19 protein-coding genes are annotated in these 21539 nt (G+C 66.3%); 11 read left to right on the forward strand and 8 right to left on the reverse strand.

Annotation, left to right across the window (positions count from 1 at the left end; all coding sequences use genetic code 11):
* Positions 1-63 precede the first annotated feature (63 nt).
* The 8 genes from AXYL_RS03060 to mpl all read right to left on the reverse strand — a co-directional run bounded on the left by AXYL_RS03060 (position 64) and on the right by mpl (position 12291).
* Positions 64-1152: an ABC transporter ATP-binding protein gene (locus tag AXYL_RS03060; protein WP_013391367.1), complete on the reverse strand. Its 1089-nt coding sequence runs from the start codon at positions 1150-1152 to the stop codon at positions 64-66.
* Entirely contained in the window at positions 1145-2917 is a 1773-nt protein-coding gene (locus AXYL_RS03065) for an ABC transporter permease (RefSeq protein ID WP_013391368.1), read from the reverse strand. Before AXYL_RS03065 ends, AXYL_RS03060 begins: the two co-directional genes overlap by 8 nt.
* Before the next feature lie 149 nt (positions 2918-3066).
* Positions 3067-4164: an ABC transporter substrate-binding protein gene (locus tag AXYL_RS03070; protein ID WP_013391369.1), complete on the reverse strand. Its 1098-nt coding sequence runs from the start codon at positions 4162-4164 to the stop codon at positions 3067-3069.
* 152 nt (positions 4165-4316) lie between these two features.
* Complete coding sequence (locus tag AXYL_RS03075) at positions 4317-6803, reverse strand: extracellular solute-binding protein (RefSeq protein ID WP_013391370.1); 2487 nt, start codon at positions 6801-6803, stop codon at positions 4317-4319.
* Complete coding sequence (locus AXYL_RS03080) at positions 6790-7461, reverse strand: response regulator transcription factor (protein ID WP_013391371.1); 672 nt, start codon at positions 7459-7461, stop codon at positions 6790-6792. Before AXYL_RS03080 ends, AXYL_RS03075 begins: the two co-directional genes overlap by 14 nt.
* A gap of 849 nt (positions 7462-8310) precedes the next feature.
* Positions 8311-10215, reverse strand: coding sequence for a ribonuclease catalytic domain-containing protein (locus tag AXYL_RS03085; RefSeq protein ID WP_013391372.1), 1905 nt, complete (start codon positions 10213-10215; stop codon positions 8311-8313).
* A 73-nt stretch (positions 10216-10288) separates the two neighbouring features.
* Positions 10289-10891: a YqiA/YcfP family alpha/beta fold hydrolase gene (locus AXYL_RS03090; protein WP_013391373.1), complete on the reverse strand. Its 603-nt coding sequence runs from the start codon at positions 10889-10891 to the stop codon at positions 10289-10291.
* 29 nt (positions 10892-10920) lie between these two features.
* Complete coding sequence (gene mpl / locus AXYL_RS03095; protein ID WP_013391374.1) at positions 10921-12291, reverse strand: UDP-N-acetylmuramate:L-alanyl-gamma-D-glutamyl-meso-diaminopimelate ligase; 1371 nt, start codon at positions 12289-12291, stop codon at positions 10921-10923.
* A gap of 92 nt (positions 12292-12383) precedes the next feature.
* Here mpl and AXYL_RS03100 point away from each other — a divergent pair, with 92 nt between their 5' ends.
* The 11 genes from AXYL_RS03100 to AXYL_RS35140 all read left to right on the forward strand — a co-directional run bounded on the left by AXYL_RS03100 (position 12384) and on the right by AXYL_RS35140 (position 21534).
* Positions 12384-12917 carry a TlpA family protein disulfide reductase gene (locus AXYL_RS03100; protein WP_013391375.1) on the forward strand — a complete coding sequence of 178 codons (534 nt, stop codon included), beginning with the start codon at positions 12384-12386 and terminating at the stop codon, positions 12915-12917.
* Between the two features lie 89 nt (positions 12918-13006).
* On the forward strand, positions 13007-13441 hold the full coding sequence (gene aroQ / locus AXYL_RS03105) for a type II 3-dehydroquinate dehydratase (protein WP_013391376.1): 435 nt from the start codon (positions 13007-13009) through the stop codon (positions 13439-13441).
* Between the two features lie 87 nt (positions 13442-13528).
* On the forward strand, positions 13529-13984 hold the full coding sequence (accB, locus tag AXYL_RS03110) for an acetyl-CoA carboxylase biotin carboxyl carrier protein (RefSeq protein WP_013391377.1): 456 nt from the start codon (positions 13529-13531) through the stop codon (positions 13982-13984).
* Between the two features lie 9 nt (positions 13985-13993).
* Positions 13994-15340, forward strand: coding sequence for an acetyl-CoA carboxylase biotin carboxylase subunit (gene accC / locus AXYL_RS03115; protein ID WP_013391378.1), 1347 nt, complete (start codon positions 13994-13996; stop codon positions 15338-15340).
* Between the two features lie 103 nt (positions 15341-15443).
* Positions 15444-16373, forward strand: coding sequence for a 50S ribosomal protein L11 methyltransferase (gene prmA / locus AXYL_RS03120; RefSeq protein WP_013391379.1), 930 nt, complete (start codon positions 15444-15446; stop codon positions 16371-16373).
* Between the two features lie 22 nt (positions 16374-16395).
* Positions 16396-17853: a DUF3426 domain-containing protein gene (locus tag AXYL_RS03125; protein ID WP_013391380.1), complete on the forward strand. Its 1458-nt coding sequence runs from the start codon at positions 16396-16398 to the stop codon at positions 17851-17853.
* A 12-nt stretch (positions 17854-17865) separates the two neighbouring features.
* Positions 17866-18807, forward strand: a complete 942-nt coding sequence (locus tag AXYL_RS03130; protein ID WP_013391381.1) for a carbohydrate kinase family protein — start codon at positions 17866-17868, stop codon at positions 18805-18807.
* Positions 18808-19002: 195 nt separating this feature from the next.
* The gene (locus AXYL_RS03135; protein ID WP_013391382.1) at positions 19003-19506 is read left to right on the forward strand and encodes a glycine zipper 2TM domain-containing protein; all 504 of its coding nucleotides are present in this window, start codon (positions 19003-19005) and stop codon (positions 19504-19506) included.
* Positions 19507-19923: 417 nt separating this feature from the next.
* The gene (locus AXYL_RS03140) at positions 19924-20163 is read left to right on the forward strand and encodes an acyl carrier protein (protein WP_006226661.1); all 240 of its coding nucleotides are present in this window, start codon (positions 19924-19926) and stop codon (positions 20161-20163) included.
* The gene (locus tag AXYL_RS03145; RefSeq protein ID WP_013391383.1) at positions 20141-21328 is read left to right on the forward strand and encodes a D-alanyl-lipoteichoic acid biosynthesis protein DltD; all 1188 of its coding nucleotides are present in this window, start codon (positions 20141-20143) and stop codon (positions 21326-21328) included. The genes AXYL_RS03140 and AXYL_RS03145 overlap by 23 nt, the downstream gene beginning before the upstream one ends.
* Entirely contained in the window at positions 21325-21534 is a 210-nt protein-coding gene (locus AXYL_RS35140) for a hypothetical protein (RefSeq protein ID WP_013391384.1), read from the forward strand. Before AXYL_RS03145 ends, AXYL_RS35140 begins: the two co-directional genes overlap by 4 nt.
* Positions 21535-21539: the final 5 nt, after the last annotated feature.

The raw sequence follows: 21539 nt of genomic DNA on the forward strand, positions 1-21539 counted from the left end.
CGCGTGCGCGGTAGCCCTGGGCCCCGGGCTTGTAACCGCCCGGGGTGGGCGCCAGGCGGCTCCTCAGGCGGCGCTGCGGGGAAAGACCCAGACCTTGCTGGCGGGCAGGGCCAGCCGGCAGGGGCCGGGTTCGCGACCTTCGGGGCCATAGGCGCGCAGGGCCAGGGTGTGGGCTGGGTCGGCGTCGGGAGTACGGAACAGGTACTCCCAGCGGTCGCCCAGATACATGCTGGTCAGCAGCGGCATGTCCAGGTGGTTGCCGTCAGGGTCGTCCGCCAGGCGCACCTGCTCCACCCGGATGACGGCGGTGGCGTCCTGGCCCTGGGCCAGGCCCGGGCTGGCCTTGCCCCACACAGAGAAGCCGCGGCCCTCGATGCGGGCCTGGCCGTCGCGCACTTCGGTCACCTTGCCGTCCAGACGATTGTTGCTGCCCATGAATTCAGCGGTGAACAGCGTGGAGGGGGACCCGTACATCTCTTGCGGCGTGCCCTGCTGTTCGATCTTGCCGTTGTTCAACAGCAGGATGCGGTCCGAAATCGCCATGGCTTCGCTCTGGTCATGCGTCACCATCAGCGCCGACAGGCCCAGGCGGATGATCAGCTCGCGCAGGAAGGCGCGGGCCTCTTCGCGCAGCTTGGCGTCCAGGTTGGACAGCGGCTCATCCAGCAGGATCACGGGCGGGCTGTACACCAGCGCCCGGCCGATGGCCACGCGCTGCTGCTGGCCGCCGGACAGGGCGTGCGGATGGCGCTGGCCCAGCTTGCCCAGGCCCAGTTGGTCCAGCACCGCCTGCACCCGTTCGCGCACCTCGGCGCCGGGCACTTTGCGCAGCTTCAGCGGGTAAGCCACGTTCTCGAACACGGTCTTGTGCGGCCACAGCGCATAGGACTGGAACACCAGGCCCAGGTTGCGCTCCTCGGCGGGAATCTCCTTCTTCGCCGCGCCGTCGTACACGACGCGGTCGCCGATGGTGATGCGGCCGCGCTTGGGGCCTTCCAGGCCGGCCACGGCGCGCAGCAGGGTGGTCTTGCCGCTGCCCGAGGGGCCCAGCAGCGACACCACTTCGCCCTGGCGTAGCTGCATCGACACGCCCTTGAGCACCGGGTTGTCGCCGTAATCCAGGTGCAGGTCTTCTACAGAAAGCTCAATCATGAAGTTTGACTCCGAATCGCAGGGCGATGCCCAGGCCGATCACGACCAGAACGATATTGATGAAGGAAAGCGCGGCCACGATGTCGATGGCGCCCGAGGCCCACAGCGACACCAGCATGGAGCCGATGGTCTCGGTGCCGGGCGACAGTAGGTAGACGCCGGTGGAGTACTCGCGCTCGAAGATCAGGAACATCAGCAGCCAGGAACCGATCAGGCCGTACTTGGCCAGCGGCACCGTGACGTGGCGGGTGACCTGGCCGCGGCGCGCGCCGGCGCTGCGGGCGGCCTCTTCCAGTTCGGGGCCTACCTGCAGCAGGGTCGAGGAGATCAGCCGCAGGCCATACGCCATCCATACCACCGTGTAGGCCAGCCACACGCTGAAGATGGTGCTGCGCATGGCGCGCAGCCATTCGATGAAGTTCTCGCGCAGCCATTCCGCGAAGGGCAGGGCCGACAGCCAGCCGCCTTCGTCCAGGGCATTGTCCAGCCACATCGGCACGAACAGGAATACCCACAGGAACGCCAGGCCGGCCAAGAGGCCAGGCACGGCGCGCGGCACCAGCACGCTGTAGTCCATGAAGCGCGTGATGTTGTCGGGCTTGCGGTGCATGGCCAGCCCCACGAACATGTAGCACATCACGGCCAGCGCGCCGCCGAACACGCCGATGGCCACCGAGTTGACGATGGCGCGCATCAGGTTGGGCTGCGCGAACACGGTGCGGAACGCGTCCAGCGACAGCACGTCGAACAGCGACACGCCCATGCCCCAGTTGGACACGAAGGCGCGCAGCAGCACGCCCAGCAGCGGCACCACGATGGTCACCAGCAGCCAGAACGCCACCACCGCGCCAGCCACCCAGCGCCACTTGCCCAGCGGCAGGGCGCGGGCCCGCGAGGCCTTGCCCTTGACGGTGACGAAGCGGTTGGCGGTGCGCATCAGGCGGCGCTGCAGCATCACCAGCGGGATCGTCATGCAGATCAGCACCACGGCCACGGCGGCCATCAGGTGATAGGACGGGATGCCCAGCTTGTTGGTGAGCTTGTACAGGTAGGTGGCCAGCACCAGGTTGCCTTCGGGGTCGCCCAGCACCAGCACCAGGCCGAACACTTCCAGGCCCAGGAAGAACAGCAGCACGGTCGCGTAGAGCATGGCCGGACGCACCATGGGCAGGCTGACCGACACCATCACGCGCAGCGGCGAGGCGCCGGCCACGCGGGCGGCTTCTTCAACATCGGAGCCCATGCTGCGCAGCGCCGACGAGATGTACAGGTAGGCGTGCGGTACGTGGGTCAGGCCGGCGATGACGACGATGCTGGTCAGCGAATAGACGTTCCAGGGCACGAAGCCCAGCAGGTTCTGCGCCCAGATCGAGAAAAAGCCCACGGGGCCCGCGGCCACCACATAGCCGAAGCCCAGCACCATGGGCGACACGAAAACCGGCACCAGGATCAGCGGCTCGATCCAGCGCCGGCCGGGGAGATCCGTGCGTATCATCAGGAAGGCCAGCATGCCGCCCAACGGGATGGCGATGACGGCCAGGCCGAAGGCCAGGATGAAGCCGCTTTTCAGGGCCTTGTAGAAATCGGGGTCCGCGAAGATGAAGCGGAACGCGTCCAGGCTGAAGGTCTTGGACGGGGCAAAGAAGGGCGCGGACAGAAAGCTCTGGATGATGATGAACGACAGCGGCACATAAATCGCCAAAGCCGTGATCAGCACCACCACGCCGCGGGGCAGGGACTGCCATTTCGAGCGCAATGACTGCATGGGGAATCCTGTGTTCTTGAATGGCGCGAAGGTCGCGCGGCCGGGTCGGAGGCGACCGCCCCGGCGGCGGTCAGGCGGACGGCGGCGCGCCGCCGTCCCCTACGCGCAAGGCGATCCGGAACCGTTGCATCGTTCCGGGCCGCGCGGCATTACTTGCCTGCCGCGGCGCGCCAATCCTTGATGAACTGCAGGCGCTTGTTCTGCTCCAGGTAGTCCAGCAGGGTTTCGTTGACCGGAATCGGCTTGAGCGAGGCGCCCAGCTTCTTGGTCATGCCGTCCACGTCGTTGTCGCCTTCGATGTCGTCGCGCACCGAGGCCAGATCGGCCTGGTTCGCCAGGATCGTCTGGCCCTTCTGCGACAGCAGGTAGTCCATCCACAGCTTGGCGGCGTTGCGGTTCTTGGCCTTCTTGCTGATGAACGCGACGCGCGACAGGACCAGCGCGTAATCGGTGGGATAGGCCACGCCCAGCGACGGGTCGTTCTTGGCGCGGGTTTCGGCGTACGAGCCCAGAATGTTGTAGCCGATCAGGTTTTCGCCGGACGACACGCGCTCCATCATGGTGCCGGTGGACGATTGCACGATCAGGCCGCCTGCGGCGATGCCCTTGAGCGTCTCGAAGTACTTGGGATCGTTGACCTTGTCCTGCACCGCCAGCATGAAGCCCACGGCCGACTTCTCGATGTCGTAGGTGGTGACCTTGTTCTTGAACTTGTCCGGCTGGCTCGCGATCAGCTTGGCCAGCGCGCCGTGCGTGGTCGGCACTTCGGCGGCGGGGATCAGGCGCTTGTTGTAGATGAACACGGCCGGCTCGTAGGTGGTGCCGTAGGCCGAATCCTTCCACACTGCCCAGGCCGGCAGCTTGCCGACTTCCGGCGACTTGTACTGCAGGGCGTAGTCGCTGGCCAGCTTCAGCGCCGAGTCCATCGACGAGCTCCAGACGATGTCGCCGCTGGTGCCGCCCGCGGCCTGCTCGCTGATGTAGCGGTTGTAGAGCTCGGTGCTGTTCATGTCGTTGTATTCGACCTTGATGCCCGGATACAGCGCTTCGAAGCCCTTGATGACGGGGCCGGCAGCCTTGGTGTCGGTGGTCGAATAGATGACGACCTTGCCTTCCTTCTTGGCGCCGTCCAGGATCTTCTGGTAGTCGGCCGGATAGCCGGCCGGCACTTGCTGTGCAAAGGCGCTGCCGGCGGCGAGGGCGAATGCAGCGGCGCAGGCGGCCGCCAGTTGGGACTTGGCAAGCATGGGTGTGTCTCCGATGAGTTATTGGTACGAGCGGGATCCGTGTCCAGCTTGCGGGCATCTTAGGAGCCGGCGTCTGTCGCCGTCCTGTCATGGCGACAGGTCGCGCCTAGGGGAAATCCCTTGCTGGCAAGGACGCCGCGCGTCCGCGACCGTCACGGCCGCGCCGGCGTATCCGTCACCAACCGGATCCAGTTCTGCACGAAGCGCGAATGGCGGCGCTGGTCCAGTCCGACCAGCAGGGCGGGGCTCAGCACCACCGGCTGCACGATGCCTTGCGAACGCGCCAGCACCGCTTCGGAGGTCCAGCGGCCAGGCGTGTCCTCCATGATGGAGCCCAGCGCCGCATGGCTGGACGCCACCTGCTGGCCGGCCGGCGAAAGCAGCCAGTCCACCAGTGCGCGGCCCAGTTCCGGGCTGGGCGCCTTGCGCGCGATCAGCACCGAACGCGCCAGCACCAGCACGTAGTCCTGCGGAAAGACCACGCCGATGGCTGCGCCCGCCGCCTGCCGCGACAGCGCGTAGGAGCCGAGGATGTTGTAGCCGATGTCGATCTGATCGTGCTCGATCGCGTCCAGGATCTCGGCGCTGGTGGCCGACAGGCGCACGCCGGCCTGGCCCATGGCATTGGCCAGTCCCCAGAAGTTCGACGACACCAGCTCGTCCTGTTCGGCCAGCAGATAGCCCACGCTGCTGGCCGCGATGTCATAGGTGCCGATGCGGCCGCGCAGCTTGGCGGAGTCGCGTTCCAGCAGGCGCAGCAGATCCTGGCGCGAACGCGGCACGGTGGCTTCGGTATAGCGCTTGGGGTTGTAGACGATGACGGCCGGCTCGAAGGTGAAGCCATATACCTCGTGGCGCCAGATGGCCCAGGACGGCAGCTTGGCGGCATAGGGCGACGAGTAGCTCAGCGCATAGCCGTCGTTAGCCAGCCGGATCTGCAGGTCCGAGGCCGAGCTCATCAGCACGTCCACGTCCTTCAACTGCCCGGCGATGGCGGCCTCGTAGAGTTCGCGGCTGCCCATCTCGCGGTACACCACGGTCACGTCCGGCCGTTGCGACTGGAAGCCCTGGATCAGCGGTGCAACCACCGGCGTATCCGTCGGGCCGGCGATGGTCAGGACGCGGGACGTGGGTTGCGGCGCGGGATAGCGGGTGACGATTTGCGGGATGTCGGCGGCGCGCGCGTCGTTGGAGGATGAGGCCAGCAGCAGGCCCGCCAGGCACAGCGCGCCCAGGCAGGCGGCGGCCGCGCGCCCCGGCGCGGAGCGCGCCAGCGGCAGGATCACGCGTGCCGTCAGGCCGCCGCCCGGGCGGTCCTGCAGCCACAGCGAGCCGCCGTGGGCGACGGCGACCGAGCGCACGATGGACAGCCCCAGCCCGGATCCGGGCAGCGTTTCGCCGGCCCGGCCGCGGGTGAAGCGCTGCTGCACGGCTTCTTTCTCGTCGTCGGCCACGCCCGGGCCGCGGTCGGACACGGTCAGCGCCACGCGGAAGCCCGCCACGGGCGTGGCCTGGATGTCCACGGGGCCGTCGGGTGCATAGCGCAGGGCGTTGTCCACCAGGTTGCGCAGCATCTCGCGCAAGGCGACCCGGTCGCCGGCGATGCGGGCGCGGCGGACCTCGGGCGCGATCTCGATGCGCAGGCGCTGTGCCTCCAGCGGGCCGATGCGGCGCCGCGTTTCGTTGACGGTCTCGGCCACGCCCACCAGGGTGCGCGAGCCCTTGCCCAGGCGATGCGTGATGGTGGCGTCCATCAGCAACTGGTTGATCAACTGGCTGGCATGCGTGGCGTTCAGGTGGATGCGTTCGAGGCGCGCATGCAGCCGCTGCGGATCGGTTTCGTCCAGCGCCACTTCCGCCTGCGCGCGCAGCGAGGCCAGCGGCGTGCGCACCTGGTGCGCGGCATCCGCCACCAGTGTGTTGAGCGTGCCCATGACGCCGGACAGGCGCTGCATGAAGGCGTTCAAGGCCTCGACCAGCCGCCGCACCTCGCGCGGCACGGGCGTCACCAGCGGCGCCAGATCGTCCGGCGCGCGGCTGCGCAATTCCCGTTCCACCACGCCCAGCGGCGCGAAGGCGCGCTGCACGCCGAACCACAGCAGACCCAGCGCCACCAGCGACACCACCACCAGCGGCAGCGCGGTGCGTCCCAGGATCTCGTCGGCCAGCGCCTCGCGCGATCCCAGCGTCTCGGCCACCCGCACCGTGACCCAGCCCGCATGCTGGCTGGCCGACACCAGCCGGCCCACCGTGGCAACGCGTACGGATTCGTCGTGATAGCGCAGGTAGGCGAATACCGGCGTGGCCGACTGCGCCAGCGGCAGGCCGGGCGCCAGGTCGTCGTAGCCGGTGATGAGGCGGCCGTTGGAAGTGCGGGCCTCGTAGAACACGCGTTCGCCGCCGGACAGCATGGCCAGCGAGGACACCGGCGGTTCGACGGTGACGTTGTTGTCCTCGATCTGCACGGAACCGGCAATGGTCAGCGCCGAGGCCGCCAGCAGGCGGTCGAAAGCCTGTTCCGCCGCGCGCTGCGCGTAGCCGCGCAGGAAGAACACCAGCCCGATCAGCGCGCAGGCCAGCAGCAGCACGCCCAGCGCGAAGACGCGGCGGCGGATGGAGAAATTTTCAGGGTTGTTCATGGCTGCGGGCCTGATAGCCGACGCCGCGCACAGTGACGATATCGATCGAGGCGCCCGCCAGCTTCTTGCGCAGCCGCGATATCAGCAGCTCCAGCGCATTGAGCGTGCCGTCGTCCAGGTCGAACAGCTGGTTCATCAACCGCTCCTTGGCGACGGTCTGGCCCAGCTTGCCGAGCAGGATCTCCAGCAGGCGGAATTCACGCCGTCCCAACTCCAGCGGCGCGCCGGCCACGCTGACGTTGCGGTTGGCGAGGTCCAGGCTGAGGTTGCCATAGACGGTGAGGCTGCTGGTCTGGCCGGCGGGGCGGCGCATCAGTGCGCGCAGCCGGGCTTCGAGTTCCCGCAGATCGAAGGGCTTGACCAGATAGTCGTCGGCGCCCAGGTCGAGCATGTCGATCTTGTCTTCGATTTCAGAGCGCGCGGTCATGACCAGCACGGGCGCCTCCAGCCCCGCGGCGCGCAGTTCGCGGATGACGGTAAATCCGTCCTTGCCGGGCAGGTTGATGTCCAGGACGAGCGCGTCCCAGGTTTCGTCCAACCCCCAACGCAACGCCGCCACGCCGTCGCGCACCCATTGCACGCTGTGGCCGGCGAAACGCAGCTTGCTTTCCACGGCATCGCCGAGATCGAGATTGTCCTCGACCAGCAAAATGCGCATGTGTTGTCTCCGTGTCTTTTGTGGCTTTCGGGGGAGTGTAAAGGGGTGTGAGGGTTCTGTGGGTCTTGATGCGGGCGCCGACGCGACAGGCTAGGCTGGTTGAATCTTTACGGGCGCTGGGGCGGGTGGTGTGCTTGGCGTTCTTGCCACGGATAGTGGGTGTTGGCGTGTCTTGCGGGGCCCGCCCCAGGCCGGCCGCGCGGGCGGCCTTTTGGGGCTTACGCGGTGTCTTGCGTCGCGTGATGGCGCTGCGCGCTGGTGGCGGGCGTTCTCGTGGTGATGCTTATGGCAATCGAGAATCGGGACTGAGTTTGGTAGGGCGCTTTTTTGGGGTGATGGCCAAGTGCGCGGGTCGGCCAGTAATCGTCACTCAACGCGGATGCCGGATGGGTGGCGCGCGTCCGGGTCTGCATGCGTAAGCGGCTGCCCGTCGCGCGCCACCCATCACCGCCCATCACCCCAGAGCTGGGGACCAATAGCAAACTATTCGTCGCATTCGCGCAAGCGAACACAATAGAAATTCAAGAAATCACGTATGTCATTCTCGGCCGCCCGCGCGGCCGAGAATGACGGGCAATGCAAGAGTCGTCCCTGACCACGGCTCCAGCAGCGCATCAGTCCAAGATTCAAGCAGCCCGTCGGCGCGGGCGCCTGAGGGGCGGGCAACCTCGATGCGCCCGAGGGAATCTGAAGGGAAGGCCGAAGGCCTGGACGAAGATGACGAAGGGGCAGTCCGGAGCGAACGCTCCGGACCGCAATCGTGGGCGCCCACCCCTCAGGCGCCCGCGCCGATGGGCGGCCTACGAAGAACTCGCAACGCACAGCCCCAAGACGCCGAGCAGAAGAAACCTACTCCTGCCCACCCACAGCAGGACTAATCTCCCCGATATACCGGCAATCCAGCTCCAGAGACAACTCATCCATCCCCAGAATATCGATCTCCACTGCAGTCCCGCGCTCCAGCTCCGGCATCCCCCCAACCCGAGTCACCAGCGGCGCATTCGCGAACCGCACCAGGTCATCGCGCAGCACGTGCGCCACGGTACGCGTCACGTTGTGCTGCTTCAGCCAGCGCAGGCACCAGTAGCGCTCCATCGCGCTCTGGAACTCCGCCCAGGCCGCGTATTGCGCGTCGAAGGCGCCGATGATGGCGAACAGGTCCGCGTCGCGCGGCTTGAACGGGGCGACCAGGCGGGCGGACACGCCGTGCTCGACTGCTGCGATCAGTTGCCACTGGTTGACCAGGTCCACGTAGCGGCGCAGCGGCGAGGTGCTCCAGGCGTATTGCGGCACCCCGATGGCCTCGTGCGGCAAGGCCTGGGTGCTCATGCGCACGCGGCCCGCCTGTTGCGAGCGGTAGATGCCCGGCACGCCATGCTGGTGCAGCAGGCCGCCCCAGAGGTTGTTCGCCAGGATCATGTATTCCGCCACCATGCGGTCCAACGGCGCGTTGCGCTGGCGCGGCACCAGGCGCACCGGCGTGTCGGGATCGTCGGGGTTGCCATCCAGGTAGAAGCTGTACTCCACCCGGGAATTGTTCTCCGGCTTGCCGCGCACGTTTTCGCGTTGCGCCGACAGGGCCTGCGCCAGCTTCCACAGCGGGCGCAGCCAATGGCCATAGGGCAGGTCGGCCGACGGATCGGACAGGCTGGCTTCCGTGACCTGAGCGTCCAGCATGTTGTGGCGCAGGTTCTCGCGCACCACGATACGTTCCAGGCGGGTTTCCGATTCGATGATTTCGCCGGTTTCCGGATCGGCCACGACGTACAGGGACAGCGCCGGCACTTCGCGGCCGGCGTCCAGCGAGAACGCCTGGATGATGCTGTCCGGCTGCATCGGGATCTTGTCGCCCGGCATGTAGACGGTGGACAGGCGGGCGCGCGCCAGCTTGTCGAAATCGCTGTCGCGGGTCACGGTGATGCCCGGCGCCGCCACGTGCACGCCGACGCGCAGACGGCCGTCGGGCAAGGTGGAGACGGACAGGGCGTCGTCGATTTCGGTGGTGGTGACGTCGTCCACCGAATAGATTTCGGCGTCGGACAGCGGCAGCTCGCGGTCGATGGGCGGCAGTTCCAGGTCCGGGAACGCCAATCCGCGCGGGAAATTCACCGCCAGGAAACGGCGCTTGTGCAGCGCCAGCGCGTGTGGCCAGGCGCCCAGTTCCAGCAGCAGGCGGTCGGGGCTCTTGCCCAGCTTGGCGCAGGCGGCGTCCAGCGCCTTCCATTGCTGCGAATTCTTGTCGGGGCGGATCAGGAGCGATTCCGCGGCCTGGGCGATGGGCTCGGGCAGGCGCCCCGCGGCCATTTCATCCACCCATTCCTGCTGCTGCTCGGCCTGGCGCTGTTTCTTTTCCAGCGCGGCCAGGGCGGCGGCCAGAATGTCGGGTGGCGCGGGGCGGTAGCTCCCCTTGCCGCGGCGGTGGAAATAGGCCGGCGCGCCGTGCAGGCGCATCAAGAGGGCGGCCTGTTCCACGGGCGTGGGGGCGTGGCCGAAGTAGTCGGCGGCCAGGGCGGGAGAGTCGAATTCTTCCTGCGGCGCGCATTCCCACAGGAATTGCAGGTCCAGCGTTTCGGCGGTCGCGGCCGCCTGGCTCATCAGCGCGGCCGGTTCGGGCGCCGCGAAGGTGAACAAGGTATTGGCGCGCTTGATCTTGCTGCGCTTGCCGGATTCCGATTCCACCTGCAGGCTGGCATCGGTCTCGGACAGGATATTGCCGGCCTTGAAGCTGCCGTCGTCTTCGTAAAACACATACATGGTGGGGATCGTCCTGGGCGGCGCGCACGCGCCGCCTTGCGCAGCTTTATAGAGTGTTGATGTTTGATACTGATTATTGGGGGCGAACCTGCTTGTCGCCAAGGGCGAATTCAAGCACTTCGGGCATCCATTCCACAAAATCGGACAGGCCGTGGTCGCTGCCTTGCACGATGCGCTGGCGGCAGCCCGCGTAGCGGTCACGCATTTCGCGCCAATCCAGCACCTCGTCGCCGGTGGCTGCCAATAGGAAGTAGCGGTCGGGCTGGGTGACGCGTGGGGCGTGGATGGCGGCCAGTTCGTCCACGTACTCGGGCAGGAAGACGAACGGCGCGTCGGAATGATACATGCGGTGCTCGCCGATCTGGGTGGCGAGGTCGCGGGCGGCCTCGACCGCCGGATTCAGCAACACCGCCTTGCAGCCCAGCTGTTCGGCCAGCCAGGTGGCATAGAAGCCGCCCAGCGAAGAGCCGATCACGGTCAGCACCCGGGGCGAGTCCGCCCCTTCCAACTGGCGCCGGGCGATGCCCATGGCCAGAGCGATGGCTTCGCGCGGGCTGGCGGGCAGTTGCGGGCAGGCCCAGGCCGCCGACAGGCCGCGCTCGGCCATGGCGTCGGCCATCATCCGGGCCTTGAGTGAGGTCGGCGAGGAACGGAAACCGTGCAGATAGAGAATCATGGCTCGCCTTTGCGGTGTCGTTGCCGGAATCAGGCGCGCGCCTGCAGCGCGTCCAGCAGCTTGCCGTGCACGCCGCCGAAACCGCCGTTGCTCATGACCAGAACCTGGTCGCCCGGCCGGGCGGCGCCCGCGACGGCGGCAACCAGCGCGCCGATGTCATCGTAGCTGGAAGCGCGGTCGCCCAGGGGCGCCAGCACTTCGGCCGGATTCCAGCCCAGGGCGTGCTTGCCGGCATGGGCGCCGAAGCAGAACACCAGGTCGGCGTCGGCCAGGGCCTCGGGCAGGCGGGCAGCCATGGTGCCCAGCTTCATGGTGTTGGAGCGCGGCTCCAGCACCGCCAGGATGCGGGCCGCGCCGACCTGGCGGCGCAGGCCTTCCAGGGTGGTGGCGATGGCCGTGGGGTGGTGCGCGAAGTCGTCGTAGACCTTGATGCCGTCGACCGTGCCGCGCAATTCCATGCGGCGTTTCACGCCCGCAAAGCGGGTCAGGGCATCGATGCCTTGCGCCGCCGGCACGCCCACATGTTCGGCGGCGGCCAGCGCCGCCAGCGCGTTCATGCGGTTGTGCTCGCCGCTCAGGTTCCAGCGCACGGTGCCAGCGGTCACGCCGCCGCGCAGCACGCTGAACGCGCCCTCGGCGTCCGGCGCCGTCGCCTGCCAGGCGCCATCGGCGCCGAACGTGACGGTTTCGGACCAGCATCCGCGCGCAATCACGCGGTCCAGCGCGGCGCAGTGCGCCGGGCGCACGATGCGGCCCGAGCCGGGTATGGTGCGGACCAGGTGGTGGAACTGGGTTTCGATCGCGGCCAGATCGGGGAAGATGTCGGCGTGATCGTATTCAAGATTATTCAGGATGGCCGTGCGCGGGCGGTAATGGACGAACTTAGAACGCTTGTCGAAGAAAGCCGTGTCATATTCGTCCGCCTCGATCACGAAGGGACGGCGCGACGGGTCGAAGCGCGCCGACACATGCAGGTCCTGCGCCACGCCGCCGATCAAAAAGTTGGGCGCCATGCCCGCGGCTTCCAGTACCCAGGCCAGCATCGAGCTGGTGGTGGTCTTGCCGTGGGTACCGGCCACCGCCAGCACGTGCTGGCCGGGCAGGATGTTGTCGCCCAGCCATTGCGGGCCGGACACGTAGCGCGCGCCGGATTCCAGGATGGCCTCCATCAGCGGATTGCCGCGGCTGACCACGTTGCCGATCACGTACAGATCGGGCTTGAGCGCCAGTTGTTCGGCGCCGAAACCTTCGATCAGCTCGATTCCTTGCTCGGACAGTTGCGTGCTCATGGGCGGGTACACGCCCGCGTCGCAACCGGTGACCTTGTGGCCGGCGGCGCGCGCGATCAGCGCCAAGCCGCCCATGAACGTACCGCAGATGCCAAGAATATGCAGGTGCATTGAAAACTCTCCTGTCCTGCATTGTATATATAGAGAGGCACCGGACTGCGGCGGGCGCGGCGCGAAACGGCGGCAGCGGTTATGATCGCGCCATGAATCGACGCCTACTTCTTTCCGCTGGCGTGGCCATAGCCGCCACGGTTGCGGGCGGCTATACCCTGATGGGCCGCAAGACCTCGACGCCCTCGGCCCCGGCCGACGCCGGCGATCCCGTCGCCGGCCTGATGCAGATGCCGCTCCCCGACCTGAACGGGGCGTCCCATACCCTGGCAGGCTGGAAAGGCCAGCCCATCGTGGTCAATTTCTGGGCAACCTGGTGCGCGCCATGCGTCCGAGAAATGCCCGAACTCGACGCCTTGCAGAAAAAATACCCGCATGTGCGATTTGTCGGCATTGGTGTCGATTCGGCCGCGAACATGCAAAAATTTGTCGAGAAAGTACAGGTTTCCTATCCCCTCTGGGTAATAGGCGCAGGTGCCATCGATACTCTGCGCAAGCTGGGAAATCCCAGCGGAGGCCTGCCTTTTACTATTGTTTTCAATGCAGATGGCGGTATTAACCGGAAGATATTGGGTGAAATCCAACCCGATGATCTGGACCGCACCCTGTCTGGTTTAAAGGCGTAAGTCTGTTGGACAAATAGTAGGAATTGGCGTAAAAAGCTGGTTTATCGGCTGTTTTGCCAACAATTGGCAAACCACTCATTGGCAAGCGCATGGCGCAAAACATACTGGTATTGCATGGCCCGAACCTGAACCTGCTCGGCACCCGGGAACCTCATATCTACGGCAGCCTCACGCTGCAACAGATCAACGAGGGCCTGGAGTTGCTCGCAGGAGAATTGGGCGCCACGCTGACAGCGTGGCAAGGCAATCACGAAGGCGCACTGGTTGACCGCATTCAGGCGGCCCGGCAAGACGGCACGGACTTCATCATCATCAACGCGGCGGCTTATACGCACACCAGCGTCGCAATTCGCGATGCGCTGGCTGGGGTCGCGATCCCATTTATTGAAGTACATTTGTCCAATCTGTATAAGCGAGAGCCCTTCAGGCATCACTCTTATCTGTCCGACTTGGCGGTAGGCCTCATCAGCGGCCTGGGCGCGGACGGCTACGAGGCGGCTCTGCGTTACGCAGTGCGGCACTGATCTCGCACCAAACCACAGCATTTACATCTTATACGGCGCGGACCCGACGCTGGGACGTCGCCGACACTATCTCGGGAAGCAGCTTCTATGGACCTCCGAAAACTCAAAACCCTGATCGACCTGGTGGCTGAATCGGGCATCGCCGAGCTGGAAATCACCGAAGGCGAAGGCAAGGTGAGGATCGTCAAGTTCTCGCAGACCTTGCAGCCGGTCGCCTACCACCACCCCGAAGCCGGCGTGCCGGCCGCGCCGGCGGCCCAGGCCGTGGCTCCGGCCGCACCCGCCGCGGAAGCCGCGCCGGTGATTCAGGGCCATGTCGTCAAGGCCCCCATGGTCGGCACGTTCTACCGCGCGCCGAACCCGGGTGCGGCGCCGTTCATCGACGTCGGCGCCACCGTCAAGGAAGGCGACCCGCTGTGCATCATTGAAGCCATGAAGCTGCTCAATGAGATCGAAGCCGACAAGTCCGGCGTCATCAAAGAAATCCTGGTCGAAAACGGCGAGCCCGTCGAGTACGGTCAACCCCTGTTCGTCATTGGCTGATAGCTGAAAATGTTCGAAAAAATCCTGATCGCCAATCGGGGCGAAATCGCCCTGCGCATTCAGCGCGCTTGCCGCGAGCTGGGCATCAAGACCGTGGTCGTGCACTCCGAGGCTGACCGCGAAGCCAAGTACGTGCGCCTGGCCGATGAATCTGTGTGCATCGGGCCCGCGCCGTCGCGTGAAAGCTACCTGAACATGCCGGCCATCATTTCGGCGGCCGAAGTCACGGATTCCGAGGCAATCCACCCGGGTTACGGGTTCTTGTCCGAAAATGCCGACTTCGCCGATCGCGTCGAAAAGAGCGGCTTCGTCTTCATCGGTCCGCGTCCGGACACCATTCGCCTGATGGGCGACAAGGTCAGCGCCAAGCGCGCCATGATCGAAGCCGGCGTGCCGGTGGTGCCGGGTTCGGAAGGCGCGTTGCCCGACGATCCGCAGGAAATCATCCGCATTGCGCGCGAAGTCGGCTATCCGGTCATCATCAAGGCGGCAGGCGGCGGCGGTGGCCGCGGCATGCGCGTGGTGTACACCGAGGCCGCGCTGCTGAACGCCGTCACCATGACGCGCTCGGAAGCGGGCGCCGCGTTCAACAACCCGGAAGTCTATATGGAGAAGTTCCTCGAGAACCCGCGCCATATCGAAATCCAGGTGCTGGCCGATGGCGGCCGCAACGCCGTCTGGCTGGGCGAGCGCGACTGCTCCATGCAGCGCCGCCACCAGAAAGTCATCGAAGAGGCGCCCGCGCCTGGCGTCGCGCGCCGGCTGATCGAGCGCATCGGCGACCGTTGCGCCGACGCCTGCCGCAAGATGGGCTACCGCGGCGCGGGCACGTTCGAGTTCCTGTATGAAAACGGCGAGTTCTATTTCATCGAAATGAACACCCGCATCCAGGTCGAACACCCGGTCACCGAACTGATCACCGGTATCGATCTGGTCCAGCAGCAGATCCTGATCGCCGCCGGCGAAAAGTTCACGCTGCGCCAGCGCGACATCGAATTCAAGGGCCACGCGATCGAATGCCGCATCAACGCGGAAGATCCGTTCCGCTTCGTGCCCAGCCCCGGCCGTATCACCAACTGGCATACGCCGGGCGGTCCGGGCGTGCGTATCGATTCGCATGCGTTCAACGGCTATTTCGTGCCGCCGAACTACGATTCGATGATCGCCAAGGTCATCACCTACGGCGATACGCGCGACCAGGCGCTGGCCCGTATGCGCACCGCGTTGTCGGAAATGGTGGTGGAAGGCATTTCCACCAACATCCCGCTGCATCGCGAAATGCTGCAGGACGCCCGCTTCATTGAAGGCGGCACCAGCATCCATTACCTGGAACACAAGTTGGCTCAGCGTCCCTGACCGCGATCCGGGAGCTTTCCGCTCCCGGTCCGCTCCTGTTTTGTTTTACGGTCAACGGGCCGCGGCGCAAGCCGCGGCCCGTTGACCAGATGGAAGAATCATCATGCGTGAACTCGTGCTCCATTGCCTGGAGGCGCAGGCCGAAGCCCTCTCGGACGCTCTGCTGGAAGCAGGCGTGCTGTCGGTATCCGTCGAAGATGCCGACCTGGGCACCGACGACGAGCGTCCTTTGTTCGGCGAACCGGGCACCGAGCCCGACGTGCAGGCCTGGGACCGCAACCGCGTTGTCGCGCTGCTGCCCGACGGGGCCGATCCCGCGCAGATCATGGAAGAGGCCGCCGCGGCCGGTGAACTGGACCCCGCCGTGTTCAAGGGCTGGAGCCTGCGCGACGTGCCCGACGCCGACTGGGTGCGACTGACGCAGTCGCAGTTCGGCCCCATCCATATCGCCGAACGCCTGTGGATCGTGCCCAGCTGGCATCGTGACAATCCCGATGTGCCGGCGTTCGAGCCGGATGCCGCCACCCAGGAGGGCGCGATCCACATCGAGCTGGATCCGGGCCTGGCATTCGGCACCGGCAGCCATCCCACGACCCATCTGTGCCTGGCCTGGCTGGAAGCCGAATTGCCGGCCGGCGCCACGCTGCTGGATTACGGCTGCGGCTCGGGCATCCTGGCGATCGCCGCGCGCAAGTTGGGCGCGGGTCCGACCCAGGCGGTGGATATCGACGCCCAGGCGGTGCAGAGCACGATTTTCAATGCCGAGGTCAACCACGTCGACCTGCAAGCCATGCTGCCCGACGCGCTGGCCGAAGGCACCTTCGAAGTGGTGGTGGCCAACATCCTGTCCAACCCTCTGAAGGTGTTGGCGCCTATGTTGGCCGGACGCGTCGCCGCGGGCGGCCATCTGGTGCTGTCCGGCGTGCTGGAGCGGCAGGCTGAGGAAGTGGCCGCCGCCTACGCGCCCTGGATCGCGATGTCGGTCTGGCGGGCGCGCGACGGCTGGGTGTGCCTGCACGGCCAGAAGGCCTGAGCGCCGCCGGCAGGATAGTGCCATGGCCTTGACCACCCGCTGCCCGCAGTGCGGCACCACCTTCAAGGTGGTGCCCGACCAGTTGCGGGTCCGTAATGGCCTGGTGCGCTGCGGCGCCTGCTCGACCGTGTTCGACGGGCGCGCCTGCCTGCTGCCGGCCGCGGGCGCGACGCCGCAATCCGTGCCGCCCGCTGCGCCGGCGATGCCGTTGACGCCGGCCGCCAGCCAGGCCGCGCCGGTCCTGGCGACGCCCGCAGCTCCCGTCGCGCCGCAAGCGCCCGCAGCAACGCAAGCTTCGCTTGCGCCCGCAGCTCCTATTGCGCCGCAGCCACCCGCCGCACCGCCGTTCCAGACCGCGCGGCCGGCTCCGCCTCCCGCGCCAGCGGTAGATTTTTCACAGACCGCGCCGTGGGACGATGAACCGGAACCCGCGCGCGCGCCCGTGGCGCCGCCTTACCGAGCGCCAGAGGGGCCACCCGCCGTGCTGCGCGGCCGCGACGACATCCGGCGGCGTGCGGAGCCTGCGCACGACGCGCACGAACGCGAGCAGGACGAAGACGACGATCTGGCCGATGATCCGGTCGATGACTGGGCCGAAGGCCCCGTGCAACACCGGACCGCTCATCGTCCGGCCGACGAGGTTATTGCGCAGGACGAAAATCCGCCGCGCTGGACCGTCCCCGCGACGACGCAGCCCGCCTATCGCCCCGATGCCGTCTCGCGCGGCGCGCACGCGGAGCCGGCCTTCACCATCGGCCGTGCTCGCGCCGACGTGCGCGACGAAGAGCGCGACGACGAATACGACAACGAGTACGCCGACGAGCACCGGGACCACGAGCGCGACGACTACAGCGACCATCACGGCCCGGACCGCGACGAATCCGGCGAACCGGTGCTGGGCGACACGCGCACGCGCTATTCCAGCGCCACCGACGTGGGCCGCGCGCCGCCTGAATTCCTCGACCAGGACCGCGAGGAGCGTCATGGTCTGTTGCGCAAGCTGTGGGGCTACGCTTGCCTGATCGGACTGATCGCGCTGGGCCTGCAACTGGTGTACGTGTATCGCACCGATATCGCCAATTCCGTGCCCCTTCTGCGGCCGGTGCTGGAGACCGCGTGCCAGCCGCTGGGCTGCACCGTGGGCTATGCGCGCCGCCTGGAACTCATCCACATTACCTCCTCGTCGCTGCAGCCGCCGACCGGCGCAGCGGCGATCGATGATGGACGCAGCCGCCTGGTGCTGACGGTGGTGATGCGCAACCGTCATGACAAGCCGCAGCACTGGCCCGCTCTGGTGCTGGATTTGAATGATCTGTCGGATACGGTGGTGGTGCGCCGCGCGCTCAAGCCCGAAGATTATCTGACGCCCGAGCAGTTGCGCGGTCCTTTCGCGCCCCAGGCCGAATTGAAGATTTCCGTGCCGATTGAAGTGACTGGCGTCCAGGTCAATGGCTTTCAACTCAATAAATTCTTTCCTTAAGGGATGACTAGCATGGCAACCCCAGTCCTGGTTTGCGGTTCGATGGCGTTCGACACCATCGCGGTGTTTGAAGGGCGTTTCAAGGAGCACATTCTTGCCGACCGTATCCAGTCGCTGAGCGTGTCGTTCCTGGTGCCCAGCATGCGCAAGGAATACGGCGGCTGCTCGGGCAATATCGCCTACAGCATGAATCTGCTGGGCGGCAAACCCGTGCCCGTGGCGACCGTGGGCGAAGATGCGGGCGAGTACATGGAGCGCATGGCCGGGCTGGGCATCGACGTCAGCCGCGTCAAGGTGATTCCGGACACGTTTACCGCGCAGTGCTTCATCACCACCGACCTGGACGACAACCAGATCACGGCTTTCCACCCCGGCGCCATGGCGCACGCGGCGGAAAATGACTTGAGCGACGCCGACGCAGCCTGGGCCATCGTCGCGCCCGATGCCAAGGAAGGCATGTTCGCCCACGCCGAGCGCCTGCATAAGCGCGGCATCCCGTTCATCTTCGACCTGGGCCAGGCCATGCCGCTGTTCGACGGCGCGGACCTGGAGCGCATGCTCAAGCTGGCGCAGGCGCTGACGGTGAACGACTACGAAGCCGGCGTGGTGGAACAGCGCACGGGCCGCAGCATGGAAGACATCGCCCGCTCGCTGCAGGCCGTGGTGGTGACGCGCGGCGCGGAAGGCGCCACGCTCTTGACCGAGGGCAAGACCATCCAGATCGCGCCGGTGCGCGCGGCCCAGGTGGTGGACCCGACCGGCTGCGGCGACGCGCAGCGTGGCGGCCTGCTTTACGGCTTGACCAGCGGCTGGAACTGGGAAGACAGCTGCCGCCTGGGCAACGTCATGGGCGCCATCAAGATCGCTTCGCGCGGACCGCAAAACCATGCTCCTTCGCGCGCCGAGATCGACGCCGTGCTGCACGCGACCTACGGCATCCACCTGCCTGTTTGAACTCATCGGGAACCCGGTAGTTGGGCCGCGGTCGAACCGTGGGAGAGGGGTGAAGGCGGCGAGTTCTAGCGCCTTTCCCAGCCGGGTTTTTCAGCTTCTGGCGGTGCGTTTCAGTGTGTTGCAGCATCGCTGGCCCCGATTCGGGGCCAGGGTATGATGAGTACATCGTCGGCAACGGCCGATCGAGGAGTCCAAATGAATCAAAGCAAAACTTTTTCCCTGGTGACGCCGCGCGCGGGGCGCTGGCTGGCGATCGCCGCCGTCGTGACCTCGATGGCGGTCCTGGGCGGCTGCGCCAACCGCAGCGCGTCCAGCGGCGTCTACAGCTATGACCAGGCGCAGCGCGAACAGATCGTCCGTACCGGCACGGTCACCGGCGTGCGTCCCATCGTGATCCAGAACGACAAGTCCAGCGGCGTCGGCATGGTGGCCGGCGGTGCGTTGGGCGGCGTGGCGGGCAACGCCATCGGCGGCGGCACCGGCCGCACCATCGCCACCGTGGGCGGCGTCATCCTGGGCGCGCTGGCGGGCAACGCCATCGAGAACCAGACCGGCAAGAACTCCGGCTACGAAATCACCGTGCGTCTGGACAACGGCGAAACCCGCGTCGTCGCGCAGGAAGCGGACGTGCCCATCAGCGTGGGCCAGCGCGTGCAGGTGATCAGCGGCTCCGGCCCGACCCGCGTCACGCCGATGTAAGTACTGGTCCAGCGCCGCTCGCGGCGCGATCAGACCAAGCCCCCGTCAGGGGGCTTTTTTATTGTCGACGCCTATGCGCCTATAACGGGGGCAGGGCTGGGTCAGCCCTGCAAGCGTAAGAATCTGTCGCTAAGCCGCAACGCGGTACCTGGGGAATTACCCGCGAACGTTACGTTTGCCAGCCTTTTCTCGCCATTTCCTCCATAAGTTCAATGGCGATTTGACGAGCGTGGTGCCATGATTGCGCCTGCGATCGACGTCGCATTGCGAAAATCATGTAACTGAGTGCATCTGAAACGTCGTTCGTTGGGGGGCTGAATGTTCAGCCCGGTTTCAGCCGTTTCTTTGTAATCTCTTCGTCCTGAATCCCGGGGCGGGGGATGTTTGGCCAACCAGGCCCGTAACGCCGCACTATCTATGCATACCGAGCAAGAACTCCACACCAAGATCGGCGAGATCGTCGAGTCGATCGTCATGAAGAAAGTCACCCCCGATACGCAGTTGATTGCCACTGGCCTGGTCGATTCGCTCGCCGCCGTGGACATCACGCTGGCGGTCGAGTCGGAGTACGGCTGCAGCATCCCGGCTCCCGAGATCGCGGAGCACCTACAGTCGGTTCGCACGCTTGCCGGCTATGTCGCTGCCCATACTTCGTAATACCCGGCTGTTGTCTCACGTCGCGGCTGCCGCGACGGCGGTGGCTCTGGCGGTGGGTACGTATTGCGGCGCGGACGATTTGCTCAGCCGCGTCGTCAATCCCATGTCGGCGCCTTCGGCTTCCGCAGCTGCCAAGAGCAACTACCTGCCCAACCTGGGCCCGGACTGGGGCACCCAGCACGTCAACCTGAACCGCCTGGGCAACGCCCTGAGCGACGGCACGCTGGTCGTGCTGGGCTCGTCCGAGTTGTCCAGCCATGACCTGCGTTTCGTGCCTTACCGCTTCTTTCCCGAAGAGCTGAAGGTGCCGACGCTGGCCTATGGCCACGCCATGTTCCAGTCCTACGGCATCGTCAGCGTGCTGGAGTCGGTGGCGGATTCGCTCACGCCCAATACGCGGCTGGTGATCATGCTGTCGCCGGCCTGGTTTGCCTCGGGCGGCCAGTTGCCGCGCAGCGCGTTCGCCGAGCACGTCACCGGACCGGTCTGGGACCGGCTTTGGGACCAGCCCAGCACGCGCGAGCAGATGCAGACCTGGATCAGCGACAACGCCAACTGGGGCCTGCTGTGGCTCATCGCCAATGGCCAGGTCGCGGAGCTGAAGGACAAGCTGGCGCTCTGGTGGCATGCGCGCAAGGAACCGGCGCCCGATCGTCCCCGCAGCAAGTTGTCCGTGCCCGCGCACCGCTATGTGTCCTGGCCGGCGGCCGCGCGCCTCGATCAGGGCCAGTGGGGGCGTCTGACGCATCAGGCGCGCGCGGTCGAGCAGGACCTGGGCGGGCACAATCCCTACGACGTGCGCGACGATTACTACAAGCAGTACCTGGCGCCGCTGTATTCGCCGGCCCGCAACGAATTCGCCGACGTCGATCCGATCACCCGCGCGGAACTCGGCGATCTGTCGCGCGTGATGGCCCTGCTGCAGAAGCGTAAGGTGCACGCCTACTTCGTCATCCAGCCCTTCAATCCCAAGCTCATTCTGGATGTAGAGCGCTTCGACCCGGTGGTGGCCGCCATCACCGGCATGTGCGAGCGCTACCAGATGGGCTGCCTGGATCTCTACAGCATCCCGTTCGAGCCGGGCATGCTGCGCGACGACATGCATCTGGCCGAACTCGGCTGGGCCATGGCCGATCAAGGCATTGCGGAGTACTTTTCCCGATGAACAAGACTCTTCCCGCGGCCGCGCCTGAAGCGGGCCGTGCCGACGACGCGCAGGATTCCCGCAAGGCGGCTGCCGCCTGGGGGCGCCGCTTCTTCTGGCATCTGTGCCTATATATCGGCTTGATCCTGGTGTTCGTGCTGCAGGCGCAGCCCACCACGGGCAGCGGCGGACCGATAAAAGTCGAATTCCAGTACCAACAGTTCTGAGCCCG

The sequence above is a fragment of the Achromobacter xylosoxidans A8 genome, assembly GCF_000165835.1.
Classification (GTDB): domain Bacteria; phylum Pseudomonadota; class Gammaproteobacteria; order Burkholderiales; family Burkholderiaceae_B; genus Achromobacter; species Achromobacter xylosoxidans_B.